10 protein-coding genes are annotated in these 12984 nt (G+C 58.9%); 6 read left to right on the forward strand and 4 right to left on the reverse strand.

Annotated elements, in window-relative coordinates; translation table 11 throughout:
- Positions 1-11: 11 nt before the first annotated feature.
- Positions 12-284: an acylphosphatase gene (locus I6L49_RS05715; RefSeq protein WP_005345583.1), complete on the reverse strand. Its 273-nt coding sequence runs from the start codon at positions 282-284 to the stop codon at positions 12-14.
- 82 nt (positions 285-366) lie between these two features.
- On the opposite strand from I6L49_RS05715, the gene I6L49_RS05720 reads away from it, so the two are divergent.
- Positions 367-1797 (forward strand): methyl-accepting chemotaxis protein, encoded by a 1431-nt coding sequence (locus tag I6L49_RS05720; RefSeq protein WP_216950821.1) that lies wholly within the window; start codon positions 367-369, stop codon positions 1795-1797.
- A 129-nt stretch (positions 1798-1926) separates the two neighbouring features.
- On the opposite strand, the gene I6L49_RS21080 is transcribed toward I6L49_RS05720, so the two are convergent.
- Positions 1927-3495 (reverse strand): flagellin, encoded by a 1569-nt coding sequence (locus I6L49_RS21080; protein ID WP_216950822.1) that lies wholly within the window; start codon positions 3493-3495, stop codon positions 1927-1929.
- Between the two features lie 294 nt (positions 3496-3789).
- Between I6L49_RS21080 and I6L49_RS05730 the strand changes: the two genes are divergently transcribed.
- The 5 genes from I6L49_RS05730 (at position 3790) to I6L49_RS05750 (ending at position 9741) form a co-directional block, all read left to right on the forward strand.
- Complete coding sequence (locus I6L49_RS05730) at positions 3790-4983, forward strand: class I SAM-dependent methyltransferase (protein WP_025201720.1); 1194 nt, start codon at positions 3790-3792, stop codon at positions 4981-4983.
- A gap of 345 nt (positions 4984-5328) precedes the next feature.
- Complete coding sequence (locus tag I6L49_RS05735; RefSeq protein WP_216950823.1) at positions 5329-6513, forward strand: acyltransferase; 1185 nt, start codon at positions 5329-5331, stop codon at positions 6511-6513.
- Positions 6514-6924: 411 nt separating this feature from the next.
- Complete coding sequence (gene selD, locus I6L49_RS05740; RefSeq protein WP_216950824.1) at positions 6925-7962, forward strand: selenide, water dikinase SelD; 1038 nt, start codon at positions 6925-6927, stop codon at positions 7960-7962.
- Positions 7959-9074, forward strand: a complete 1116-nt coding sequence (gene mnmH, locus I6L49_RS05745) for a tRNA 2-selenouridine(34) synthase MnmH (RefSeq protein WP_216950825.1) — start codon at positions 7959-7961, stop codon at positions 9072-9074. Before selD ends, mnmH begins: the two co-directional genes overlap by 4 nt.
- 22 nt (positions 9075-9096) lie before the next feature.
- Positions 9097-9741, forward strand: a complete 645-nt coding sequence (locus I6L49_RS05750) for an MBL fold metallo-hydrolase (protein ID WP_033113646.1) — start codon at positions 9097-9099, stop codon at positions 9739-9741.
- Between the two features lie 179 nt (positions 9742-9920).
- Here the strand turns inward: I6L49_RS05750 and rnd are convergent, their stop codons facing one another.
- On the reverse strand, positions 9921-11033 hold the full coding sequence (rnd, locus tag I6L49_RS05755) for a ribonuclease D (protein ID WP_216950826.1): 1113 nt from the start codon (positions 11031-11033) through the stop codon (positions 9921-9923).
- 108 nt (positions 11034-11141) lie between these two features.
- Complete coding sequence (gene fadD / locus I6L49_RS05760; RefSeq protein ID WP_085942148.1) at positions 11142-12818, reverse strand: long-chain-fatty-acid--CoA ligase FadD; 1677 nt, start codon at positions 12816-12818, stop codon at positions 11142-11144.
- Positions 12819-12984: the final 166 nt, after the last annotated feature.

The raw sequence follows: 12984 nt of genomic DNA on the forward strand, positions 1-12984 counted from the left end.
TCTCCGCCCCTTCAGTTGGTGTGAAAGCCCTGACCGGTGGGCGGCAGCGCCTCTTCATACTCCATCCGGGTCACCCTAGCGGTGCGCGGGCCATGCTCCAGCCACCCCAGCATCATCTGCACCCCCTGTGCGGGGCCGCTGATCAGGATCTCCACCGAGCCATCCTCTAGGTTGTAGGCATGGCCCCGCAAACCCAGTTGCAGCGCCCGCTCACGGGTGAAATAGCGAAATCCCACCCCCTGCACCTGCCCCCACACCCGAATGACAAACGATTGCTCTCCCATTTCTCACACCTTCCGCTTAAGAAAAAATTTCCCGAGACGATAATGTGCCCGACACTCTATCTCTGCAGGATGCAGCTCCATTATGAAAGAAGTTAAATTCCGGTGGGTTGACCGCTATCTCATTCACCTCACCATCAGTGAAAAATTCCATATCGCGTTCTGGTTACCTCTCTTCATCATCGCCTTTCTCAGCTGGTATATGCTGGCGGCCAGCCATCAGCAGGAGATCTCCCTGCGGGTAGCGCAGTTGCAGCAACGGGTCGAGACCACGGCGCAACTGGTCAGCCAGCAGCCCACTTTGGTGTTGCCTGCTAATCTGCGTCTGACCCGGCAAGGCAGCAGCGGGTTGCAGCAGCAAGGAGATCACTACCTCTTTACAGCGCCAGCGGGTCAGGCAGGCTACGTCACCGGTGATCTCGATACCGGCAACCTCTCCATGTGGGAGGGTCAGGGCTCGACCCTGCTCCTCATCGGCGCGCTGGCCGCCCTGATGGCGCTGGTGATCCACTACATGATGACCTTTGTCTCCGGCGCCCTGTACTCCACCAACAAGGCGCTGCAAACCGTGGCGGATGGGGATCTCACCTTCCGTCTCAACTTCTTTCCAGTGCGGGACGAGTTCTCCACCCTGGCGGGCAGCATCGACCGCTTTACCGACCGCCAGCACCAGATCGTCAAACTGGTGGAGGAGTCTGCAGAAGCGTTGACCATGGCAGCCGATGAGTTTCGTGACCATGCCCGCGAAGGCGAAAGCATGGCGCGGTCCCAGCGCCAGCACATGGATTCACTGGCCACCGCCATGGAACAGATGTCGGCAGCGATCCGCGAAGTGGCGCGCAATGCCAACGACACCCTGCAGCAGACCCGCCAGTCGAGCGAAGAGGCAGCCAATGGCGCCAACCGGGTAGCCCGCACCATCGAGGCGATCCGCACCCTGGCCGACGAGATTGGCAACGCCTCCGGCGCGGTCGAGCGCCTGACCCACAACGCCAACCGGATCAACGAGGTGGTCAACGTCATCAACGCCATCTCCCAGCAGACCAACTTGCTTGCCCTCAACGCCGCCATCGAGGCGGCCCGTGCCGGTGAGCAGGGTCGCGGCTTTGCGGTGGTAGCGGATGAGGTGCGTACCCTCGCCAGCCGTACCCAGCAGGCGACGGTGGAGATCCAGCAGATGATCGAAGAGCTGCAGACCGGTACCGGCGCGCTGAACGAGATCATGGAGAAAACCGTGGGGCGTGCCGCCAGCAGCCAGCAGCTCATCAGCGAGGTGGGGCTCGATATCGAGAAGCTGAGCAACCACAGCGATGCGGTGCTAGAGATGAGTACCCAGATAGCCACCTCCAGCGAAGAGCAAAGCTCGGTCGCCGCCGAGATCACCCACAATCTGGATCAGGTACGCCATGAAGCGGCCCAGGTGGAAGAGTCTGCCAGCGCCTCGGTAGCCGGTACGCAGGGGCTTAAAGCCACCGCCAGCGAACTGGCCCAGGCACTCAAGGGGATCACTCTCTGACGCTGCCGAATAGCATCCGGCAACAAGAAGCAATAAGAAAAGAGGCCACCCATTGGGTGGCCTCTTTGTCTTTATGGATAGTGACCATGAATGATAGCGACCAATTGCTATGCCAGCTGGCAGTCCCGCTCAGGATTGCAGCAAACTCAGGGCCGCATTGGGGCGACTGTTTGCCTGACTCAAAATCGAAGCACTCGCCTGCTGCAAGATTTGGGTGCTGACCAAGCGAGCCGATTCCACAGCCATGTCGGCATCCCGGATCCTTGAGCGGGCAGCGCTGAGGTTCTCATTGGCATTGGCCAGATTGCGTACCCGTGAATCCAGCGCGTTGGCTTGGGCACCGAGCCGAGCGCGCTGAACACCCAGCTGTTTCATACCCACATCCAGGGTTTTGATGGCCCTGCTGGCGTTGTCTTCACTAAGAACATCCATATTATCAACGGTATATTTCTTCTTGTCCTCTTGATAAAAGCCAAGCGCATGCATGCTGGATCCCTGCATATCAATATTGGAATACTTGTCGCCTGATGAGCGCAGCTCCATCTGACCGATATACGTCGTCGATGTAACATCGGGTAACAGAGAGCTCAGAGAGGAACTACTGATCACCGGAGGCGCCGGTGGTGCTGGCTGCGGAGGGGGGGTTGTGCCATTCGCCAGCGCAAGGCTGTTCCCCTGAGCGCTATGCATGGTCAATGAATTGCTGGCGGGATTACTGTTGTTGGAGGCACTCACATAAAAACCCAGACCTGCCGATTGCGCAGTACTGTTGATGCGTTGAACCACGGTTGCCATGATGGCACTATTTTTTGCTGTCGGATTGACCGGATCCCATCCGGTCATATCAATGCCTGTGGTCAAATCCACAGAGTGACCCGCCACATCGATATAGGAGGGTAATGCGGATAAATCGACCGCGGAGGCGACTGAAAATGGCAGTTGTTGCGCTTGTACCGGCCCCTGATTATTGGGAAAGGTGGTGCCATTAATATCTGCCACGAACGCTTCCAGAGTTGAATAGTCCTTGTCAAAAGTGACGCCATTAAGGGTGATAGGCTGAGATGAAAGCTTGAGATCAGCAATGTCATACGCCCCTGGCTTGCTTCCTGCCGGACTGCGCGCTCGCCACTCCATCTCCCCCAGATTTTTGGTCTGGGCATTGAGATCGGTAATGACGGTATTCTGTCCTGCATAGGCACCGACCAAGAAGATACCTTCGTAACTCCCCGCCAGCAGATCCTGTCCGGCAAACCGGGTACCTGTGGCAATCCGGTCCATCTCCAACTGCAGTTGCTTGAACTCAGCATTCAGAGCTACGCGATCCTCTGCCGTATTGGCACCGCTTCCCGACTGCAGTGCCAGGGTGCGCATCCGCTGCATCAGGTTCACCGACTCATCAAGCGCCCCATCGGCGACGTTGATCACCGAGATCCCATCATTGGCGTTGCGAATAGCGGTGTTGGTCCCGTTCACTTCACTGGTGAGGCGATTACTAATCTGCAAGCCTGCTGCATCATCAGCGGCACTGTTGATGCGCAAGCCGGATGAGAGTCGTCGATATACCGAATCCAGCATGTTGGATGATTGACCAAGATGGCGAGAAGCATTGAGGGCAGAAATATTGGTAGCGATGGAGAGGGACATGGACAGCTCGATACAGGAAAGATTCAAAATGGTCTTCCCCACTATCGACATCATCAAATGACTCTTTAGCGAAAATCACTATAAAGTAAGGTTAAAACGCTTTATTGACTACATTGTGCACACATAGCGACCAGCGCTGAACAAAAAACAAGCACAACCAACTGTGACATATAAGATAAACAGCGTGAAACGCCAACATTGAGATTCTGCAAATCTTGAATATGCAACACTCGGGCGTTGTCCAGACGTACAATTCGTCACTCTGCCATATACCAGCAAAGGCTGGCTTAGCCGCACTATTGCACATAGAATGTGGCCCCTTTTCTTTTGACCATCTGGCAAACATCCATGAGCGCTTCCATCTATCTCGTCAAAGGCCGCGAAAAATCCCTGCTGCGTCGCCATCCCTGGATCTTCTCCAAGGGGATCGAGCGGGTTCAGGGCAACCCCATTGACGGCGATACCGTCGAGATCCTTACCCATGACGGCAAATGGCTCGCTCGTGGCGCCTGGTCGGGCAGTTCCCAAATCCGTGCCCGGGTCTGGACCTTCGACAAGGATGAGACCGTCGATCTCGACTTCTTCATCCGTCGTCTCAAATATGCGCAAGAGTCCCGTGACGGGCTCATCAAGCGTCAGGGCCTCACCGGTTACCGCCTCTGCGCCGCCGAATCCGATGGTCTGCCGGGTCTGACCATCGACCGCTACGCCGATTTTCTGGTGTGCCAAATTCTCTCCGCCGGTGCCGAATTCCAGCGTGAGCTGATAACGCAAGCACTGCGTACCCTCTATCCAGAGTGCAGCATCTATGAGCGCTCCGATGTGGCGGTACGCAAGAAGGAAGGGCTGAAAGAGCGCACTGGCGTCATTTATGGCGAAACCCCGAACGAACCGGTAGTCATCGAAGAGAACGGTGGCGTCAAGATCCTGGTGGATATTCGCAACGGCCACAAAACCGGTTTCTATCTGGATCAGCGGGATAACCGTCAGGCTGCCGCCAAGTACACCGAAGGCAAGCGGGTGCTCAACTGCTTCTGCTACACCGGCGGTTTTGGCGTTTATGCCCTCAAGGGCGGCGCCAAGGAAGTGGTCAACGTCGATCTCTCCCAGAATGCGCTGGATATCGCCCGCCAGAATGCCGAGCTGAATGGGCTGGATACCAGCAACACCCAGTTTGTCCGTCACGACGTGTTCAAGCTGCTGCGTGAATATCGCGAGAAAGGCGAGAAGTTCGATGTCATCGTGCTGGATCCGCCTAAATTTGCCGAGAGCAAGGCCCAGCTGCTGGGTGCCTGCCGTGGCTACAAGGACATCAACATGCTGGCGTTCCAGCTGTTGGCGCCGGGTGGCGTGCTCTTGACCTACTCCTGCTCCGGCCTGATGGAGCAGAGCCTGTTCCAGAAGATCGTTGCCGATGCAGCGCTCGATGCCGGTCGCGATGCCCAGATCCTGGAGCTGCTCTCCCAGGCTTCTGATCATCCCATCGGTACCGCCTATCCGGAAGGCTTCTACCTCAAGGGTCTGGTGGTACGCGCTCGCTGATCGGCAACCACCCTCCCCTTGTGATCAATCAGGCCCCTTGCGGGCCTGATTGTTTTGCTTTACGCCTACAGACCTGCCCCTCGCCCCGTTGACCACCCTCTCTGCTTTATGGGTGTTCTCTCTCCTCCTCTTTCCCTGCCTGTGTCCCACGTCTTTATCTGTTTAAATTTTTTTGCACAATAACTGCACATTTATGATTTAAGTCACACCCGTATGACTCTCTTTTCCGTAGTGTGATCCCGCCTGCGGCAGCCAAGCCGGGGCAACCGTCCCATCAGGATTGATGGACGGTACAACAACAAAAATCGATGTCAGGCCAAGCTGAACATCACAAGGGATCCCGTTATGAATCAATCATTGCCGCTGTTAACGCCGCTGCGGGGCATCGCTGCCCTGATGGTGGTGCTGTTCCATGCCCGCTTGCTGCTCTTTCCCCAGTGGATGGAGTCGATCGCAGGCCACACCCAACTCATCGAGAATGGCTACCTCTGGGTCGATCTGTTCTTTATTTTGAGCGGCGTGGTGCTGGCCCATGTCTATGGCGAGGCCTTCACCCATACGCCCCGCAGCGTGAGCTATGGCCGTTTTCTCTGGCTGCGGCTGACCCGCGTCTACCCCCTCTATCTGGTGACCCTGCTGCTGCTGGTCGGCTGGGAGCTTTACAAGGCGCAGCACGGGGTGGGCTTCTATGCCGGCCCCTTGTTCAAGATGTGGGAGTGGGAAGGGATGCCCCCCTTCGGCTCCCCCTTCACCCCGGCCGAGGCGTTGCCGAGCGCCTTCCTGCTGCTGCAGGTGGCGACCGATCACGGGCTGACCTGGAACTTCGCAGCCTGGTCGCTCAGCGTGGAGTGGATCAGCTACCTGCTGTTCCCGCTGCTGATTCCGCTGGCGGTCACCCGCAGTCGCTGGAGCCATCTCGCCCCCCTGCTGGCGCTGACAGTGCTGGCCTTTATCGTGCACAGTCGCGGCACCCTGGATGTCACCAGCGGCGCGCTGGCGGTGGGGCGCGGGGTGAGTGAATTTGTGCTCGGCCTCTGGCTGCTGCCGAGGGTCAAGGCCGCAAAAGGCTTGCCCATGATGCAGCGAGATCTGCCGCTGCTGGTCGCCTTTGTGCTGCCCTTTGCGCTGATGCAGTTCACCATGACGCCGCAGCTGACACTGCTGCTGATCGCCTCCTACGTGCTGCTGATCTGGATTGCCGCCTGCCAAGGCGATCGCCAAAGCCCGCTGCTGCGCCTCCTGGATAACCGCTTCACCAACTGGCTGGGGGATCTCTCCTACTCTATCTACCTGCTCCATGCGCTGGTGCTGCTCACCGGTTGCGAGCTCATCCACTATCTGGCGCCGGGGATCACCGAATGGTGGTATGGCCAAACCAACCCGCTGCTGGGGGTAGTGGCCACCTTGCTGATGCTGGCGGTGCTGATCGGGCTCTCGGCGTTGAGCTACAACCTGCTGGAGCGGCCACTGCAACGGCGCCTGCGCCGCTGGGGCAAGGCTCGCCAGCCGGTGCTGGAGCAAGCCGGCTAACCCGTTTTCGCCAACTGATAACCCCGCTGAGGTTAAACCGACCTCAGCGGGGCAACTCCACGAGTTCTCTTCACCCCTGCCGATAACTGAGCGGCTCACGCCAGCGCCCTCCTCCCTAACCCTCCACCCGCCAATCCCCTTCGCTTTGTGTGAATTCCTGTTCGAACCGGAAGGGGCATTTGTGGCATAATGCCCTGTCCTGTGGCCCTTGGCGGGGCTGTGTTGGCGCATCTGTCGCCTCTTCTTCCCCGTCCTACCCGGCAGCCCTGCGTGACTGCCTGACATCACTGCTTCCAGAAGCAGCCAAGGCCACCTATTTTTGCGGCTCTTTACATGACGGTAGATGGCCGCGCATTGACCAAGATGGCTCCCGCAGAGCCTCTGCACACGGTGCACAAACAAGGGGTAAGTATGTCTTCCATTCGTCTGACCCAATACAGCCACGGCGCTGGCTGTGGCTGCAAAATCTCTCCCAAGGTGCTCGACACCATTCTCAAGAGCCAGATCCCGGGCTTCAACGACCCGACCCTGATCGTTGGCAACAGCAGCAAGGATGACGCGGCCGTGGTCGATATCGGCAACGGTCAGGGCATTGTCTCCACCACCGACTTCTTCATGCCCATCGTCGATGACCCCTTCACCTTTGGCCGCATCGCCGCCACCAATGCCATCAGCGATATCTACGCCATGGGCGGCAAGCCCATCGTTGCCATCGCCATCCTCGGCTGGCCCATCAATACCCTGGCGCCGGAAGTGGCCCAGCAGGTGATCGACGGCGGCCGTCAGGTGTGCCACGAAGCGGGGATTTCGCTGGCCGGTGGTCACAGTATCGATGCCCCCGAGCCCATCTTCGGCCTCGCAGTCACCGGTATCGTGCCCCTTGACGCCATCAAGCAGAACGACACCGCCAAAGTGGGTGACACCCTCTATCTGACCAAGCCCCTCGGTATCGGTATCCTCACCACCGCCCAGAAGAAGGGCAAGCTGAAGCCTGAACACGAGCAACTGGCCCCCAACGCCATGTGCACTCTCAACAAGATTGGCCAGCGCTTTGCCGAGCTACCGGGTGTCCACGCCATGACCGACGTCACCGGTTTTGGTCTGGCGGGCCATCTGCTGGAGATGTGCGAGGGATCCAATGTCAGCGCCCGCCTCGACTTCAAGGCGCTGCCGCTGCTGGACGAGGTGGATTACTACCTCGCCGAGGGCTGCGTCCCGGGCGGTACCCTACGCAATCACGACTCCTACGGCCACAAGCTCGATACCATGGACGATCGCACCCGCAACATCATGTGCGACCCGCAAACCAGCGGCGGCCTGCTGGTCGCAGTGGGGAAAGAGAGCGAAGCCGAGCTGCTCGCCATCGCGCGCGAAGCTGGCCTTGCGCTCTCGCCCATCGGCCAGATCAAGCCCCTTGAGGGCTCCCGCTTTATCGAGATTGTCCAATGAGTGAATTGCCACTGGCCACGGACTACGCCCAACTCTTTTTGGACGATGTGCCGTTGATTGATGTGCGCGCCCCCATCGAGTTCAAGGAGGGGGCCTTCCCCTGCTCGACCAATCTGCCCTTGATGACAGACGATGAGCGCGCCCAGGTGGGGACCTGCTTCAAGAAGCAGGGTCAGGCCGCCGCCATTGAGCTTGGACACAAGCTGGTGGGGGGAGCAGTACGTGCCGAGCGACTCGAAGGCTGGCTGGCGCAGTTGCGCCAGCAGCCCGATGCCGTGCTCTACTGCTTTCGCGGCGGCCTGCGCTCGCAAACCGTGCAACAGTGGCTGGCTGAAGCGGGAGTGACTCGCCCCCGCGTCGCCGGTGGCTACAAGGAGCTGCGCCGTTTTCTGATCGACACCCAGGACAAGGCCTCTGCCGAGTGTCACTGGAGCGTGCTGACCGGCATGACCGGCTCCGGCAAGACCCACATGCTCGATCAGGTGACCCAGGCGGTGGATCTGGAGGGGCATGCCCATCACAGGGGCTCCTCCTTCGGTCAGCTGCCCGGCGGCCAGCCCAGCAACATCAATTTTGAAAACAACCTCGCCATCGAGCTGCTCAAACGCCGCCATCGTGGCGAGCATGCCTTTGTGGTCGAGGACGAGAGCCGCCTGATCGGCCGCTGCTGCCTGCCCCTCTCCCTCCATGAGGCCATGAGTCAGGCACCGCTGGTGGTGGTGGATGTACCGCAAATCGATCGGGCCGAGCAGATCCGTGAAGATTACGTGCACGATCTCTGGCTGCGCTATCAAGCCATGTATGGCCAAGAAGAGGGATGGCCACTGTTTGCTGCCTACCTCACCGATGCGCTGGCCCGCCTCAAGCGCCGTCTTGGCGATCAGGCCCACCGAGAGCTGGATGCCCTGATGCAAACCGCCCTCACCGAGCAGGAAAAGAGCGGCGATACCGCGCGGCATCTGGCCTGGATCACCTTGCTGCTGACCCGCTACTACGACCCCATGTATCTCTACCAGCTTGGCAACAAGCAGGAGCGCATCGTGTTTCGCGGTGACAAGCAGGCCTGCCTCGACTATTTCGCCGAGCAGCATGCCAGCGCACTGCGCGGCTGACCCATCCCAAGAGAGGAACTCCATGTTGAAATTCGAGGTGATCCCGGTCACCCAGTTCGCCCAGAACTGCTCCCTCATCTGGTGTGACGAGACCCATCAGGCGGCCCTGATCGATCCGGGCGGCGAAGCGGACAAACTGCTGGCCGCCATCGCCAAGCGCGGCCTGACCCTGACCCACATCCTGCTGACCCACGGTCATCTGGATCATGTGGGTGCCGCCGCCGAGCTGCGGGAAAAAACCGGCGTTGCCATCACCGGCCCCCATAAGGAGGACGCCTTCTGGCTCGACATGCTGCCCCAGCAGAGCCAGATGTTCGGCTTCGCCCATACCCCCGCGTTCACGCCGGATCGCTGGCTTGAGCAGGGTGACAAGGTGCAGCTTGGCCAGTGCGAGCTGGATGTCTACTTCTGCCCCGGCCACACCCCGGGCCATATCGTGCTGCTCTCCCAAGCCGAGCAGCTCGCCTGGGTGGGCGACGTGCTCTTTGCCGGCAGCATCGGCCGCACCGACTTCCCCCGTGGCGATCACGCGACCCTGATTAAGTCGATCACCGAAACCCTGCTGCCCCTTGGCGATGAGATCGTCTTTATCCCGGGCCATGGCCCCAGCTCCACCTTCGGCCGAGAGAAGGCGAGCAACCCCTACCTGACCCAGCCTATCTGGTGATCAAAAAAGGCAGCGGTTTCCGCTGCCTTTTTCACTCTTCCCCTATTCCCGCTGATACATGCCAAATTGATCGCTTGGCCAGATCGGCCACCCCATCATTGCCTCTCTCTGAATGTCGTCCAATAAAAAATCCCCACCCGAGGGTGAGGATTGATTCATAGGTGCAACAATAAGCACTCTTATTGTTCCAAAAGGTGACCGACCAGCTCATGGCGCCACCCTTGCAGCAGCATGGGTTTGTCGGCACGAGCACGCTCCACATCTCCCATCCGCCAGCTCCAGGTGAAGTACTGGTGGATGATCTTCTTGCTGGCAATCAGCTCGGGCGGAATGTTGCTCGCTTTGGCCTTCTCCTCCACCAGCGCCTTGATCCGCTTGAGCTCGCCCTTGTACTGGGGATAGTCCACCAGCCGGCGAATGGGCTCGGGCCAGCTGTCGGGATCGCTCTGCTGCGCCTTGGTAACGATATCGAGCATCCGCTTGCCGTGGATCTTGATCTCAATGGGAGAGAGGCCGAGCTCGTTGAGATCGCGCAGGGAAGCGGCACGGCGCTCCGCTACCTTGAACAGGTGCAGCTCTTTGACCACAAAGTTCAGAGCCAGATCGCGGCGCACCGCCTCCTGCTGGCGCCAGGCGGCCAGTTCACGCAGGATGGCCAGCTCGCGGCGCCCCAGTTGCCAAGCGTTGACGATATCGAGATAGGCCTGACGGGGATCGCTGCCCTGAGTCTTGCGGGCGGAGTGGCTGTGGCACTCCTGCTCGAACCAGGCAAACTTGCCGCTTTCCCGCAGTTTGGCCATCACCTTCTCGTAGAGCGGCATCAGGTAGAAGACATCCGCCGCCGCGTATTCGAGCTGACGCGGTGTAAGCGGGCGGGCCAGCCAGTCGGTGCGCGCCTGATCTTTTTCCAGCTCGACCCCGAGGAATTCATTCACCAGCGCACCAAAACCGACCGAGACGCCGTAACCGAGAAAGGCGGTAGCCAGCTGGGTGTCGTGCATTTGGTTGGGCAGGTGGCCAGCCTGATGCTGGATAAGCTCCAGATCTTCGCCAGAGGCGTGCAGGATGGCGATCTGCCCTTCCCTGCCCAGTCGCTGCCAGAGGGCGGAGAGATCCAGGGTCAGCGGATCCAGCAGCGCCAGATGCTCGCCGTCATAGATCTGGAACAGGCCAAGCTGGGGGTAGTAGGTACGGGTGCGAACGAATTCAGTATCGATAGCCAGGGGAACGTCGGCCAGAGAAGCGAGATACTGCTCAAGTTCGTCTTGCTGAGTGATAAGTTGATAGTGCATCTGTGCCTGCGCGGTTGATCAGGGCCAAAAAGAAAAAACCGTGGGATGACCCACGGTTTTGCATAACGACGGTGCTGGTTCGCAGAAGATTCTGCAGCCGCAGTCCGGTTATTGCTTGGCAATCTCCTCGTCGCGCAGTACGCGGCGCAGGATCTTGCCCACATTGGTCTTGGGAAGTTCGTCACGAAATTCTACCAGTTTCGGCACCTTATAGGCAGTCAGATGTTTGCGGCAGTGGGCAATAATCTCGTCCTCCTGCAATTTTGCATCTTTCTTGACCACAAAGATCTTCACCAGCTCGCCGGAGACCTTGTGTGGCACACCGACCGCGGCCACTTCCAGCACTTTCGGGTGCAGGGCAACGACATCTTCGATCTCGTTCGGATAGACGTTGAAACCGGAGACCAGGATCATGTCCTTCTTGCGGTCAACGATCTTGAAGAAGCCCTGTTCGTCGCACACGGCGATATCACCGGTACAGAGCCAGCCATCCTGCATCACTTCGGCGGTCGCCTCGGGACGCTGCCAGTAGCCCACCATCACCTGCGGGCCACGAACCTGCATTTCGCCGGGGGTGCCGAGGGCGTGGATCACCTGACCGTTGTCATCTACCAGACGGATCTCGGTAGAGCAGACCGGCAGACCGATAGAGCCGTTGTAATCAGTGAGGTCGTAGGGACAGACGCTCACCAGTGGCGAACACTCGGTCAGGCCATAGCCTTCCAGCAGCGGGGTATCGGTCAGCGTCTTCCACTTCTCCGCGACCGCGCGCTGCACCGCCATGCCGCCACCGATGGTCAGCTTGAGCTTGTCAAAGGCGATCCCCTGAAACTCTTCATTGTTGACCAGCGCATTGAACAGGGTGTTGACCCCGGTAATGCAGGTGAAGGGGTACTTCTTGATCTCTTTGACAAAACCCGGGATGTCGCGCGGGTTGCTGATCAGCAGGTTGTAACCGCCGATACGCATAAAGAGCAGGCAGTTCACGGTCAGGGCAAAGACGTGGTAGAGCGGCAGCGCGGTGACCACGAACTCCTTGCCACGCTCCAGCATGGGGCCGTAGACGCCGAGGCACTGCTCGACGTTGGCAATCATGTTGCGATGAGTCAGCATGGCCCCTTTGGAGAGGCCGGTGGTGCCACCGGTGTACTGCAGGAAGGCGAGATCGTCGTTGGTGATCTCCGGCTTGATGTACTGCAGGAAACGCCCCTTGGAGAGGGCCTGGCGCATGGTGGTGGCGTGAGGCAGATTGTATTTCGGCACCAGCTTCTTGACGTACTTGACCACGAAGTTGACCAGGGTACCCTTGGCCAGCCCCAGGTTATCCCCCATCCGGGTCAGGATAACGTGCTTGATCGGGGTGTCGTAGACCACCTTTTCCAGGGTATGGGCGAAGTTGGAGACGATGACGATGGCTTTGGCACCGGAATCTTTGAGCTGATGCTCCAGCTCGCGCGGGGTATAGAGCGGGTTGACGTTGACCACGATCATGCCGGCGCGCAGGATGCCGAACACGGCGATGGGGTATTGCAGCAGGTTAGGCATCATCACCGCAACCCGATCCCCTTTCTCCAGCTTCAGCTCGTTTTGCAGGTAGGCAGCAAAGGCGCGGGACTGCTCTTCCAGACGGCGGTAGGTGATGGTTTGGCCCATGTTGACGAAGGCGGGCTGATCGGCAAACTGGGTCACCGAGGATTCGAACATCTCGACCAGGGAGCTGTATTGGTCTGGATTGATCTCGGCGGGGACCCCTTCCGGATAACGTTTCAGCCAGACTTTTTCCACAAACTTCTCCTGCATAACTAGCACCTGTGCGCTCACTGTGTTGCCTCCGTCCCGGTTCACATCCATTTTAATCGGTTGTTTTAAGCTGATGCTCTAATGCCGCACATATTTACACAGCGCAACATCAATTAACAGCAAATTAACAACAGAAAAATGTGAGGGAGAA

Source organism: Aeromonas sp. FDAARGOS 1419 (assembly GCF_019047045.1).
GTDB lineage: Bacteria > Pseudomonadota > Gammaproteobacteria > Enterobacterales > Aeromonadaceae > Aeromonas > Aeromonas veronii.

Bases quoted from the DNA above. Each gene is read 5' to 3' on its own strand.
- I6L49_RS05715 (WP_005345583.1), bottom strand. From the start codon at position 284: ATGGGAGAGCAATCGTTTGTCATTCGGGTGTGGGGGCAGGTGCAGGGG.
- I6L49_RS05720 (WP_216950821.1), top strand. From the start codon at position 367: ATGAAAGAAGTTAAATTCCGGTGGGTTGACCGCTATCTCATTCACCTC.
- I6L49_RS21080 (WP_216950822.1), bottom strand. From the start codon at position 3,495: ATGATGTCGATAGTGGGGAAGACCATTTTGAATCTTTCCTGTATCGAG.
- I6L49_RS05730 (WP_025201720.1), top strand. From the start codon at position 3,790: ATGAGCGCTTCCATCTATCTCGTCAAAGGCCGCGAAAAATCCCTGCTG.
- I6L49_RS05735 (WP_216950823.1), top strand. From the start codon at position 5,329: ATGAATCAATCATTGCCGCTGTTAACGCCGCTGCGGGGCATCGCTGCC.
- selD (WP_216950824.1), top strand. From the start codon at position 6,925: ATGTCTTCCATTCGTCTGACCCAATACAGCCACGGCGCTGGCTGTGGC.
- mnmH (WP_216950825.1), top strand. From the start codon at position 7,959: ATGAGTGAATTGCCACTGGCCACGGACTACGCCCAACTCTTTTTGGAC.
- I6L49_RS05750 (WP_033113646.1), top strand. From the start codon at position 9,097: ATGTTGAAATTCGAGGTGATCCCGGTCACCCAGTTCGCCCAGAACTGC.
- rnd (WP_216950826.1), bottom strand. From the start codon at position 11,033: ATGCACTATCAACTTATCACTCAGCAAGACGAACTTGAGCAGTATCTC.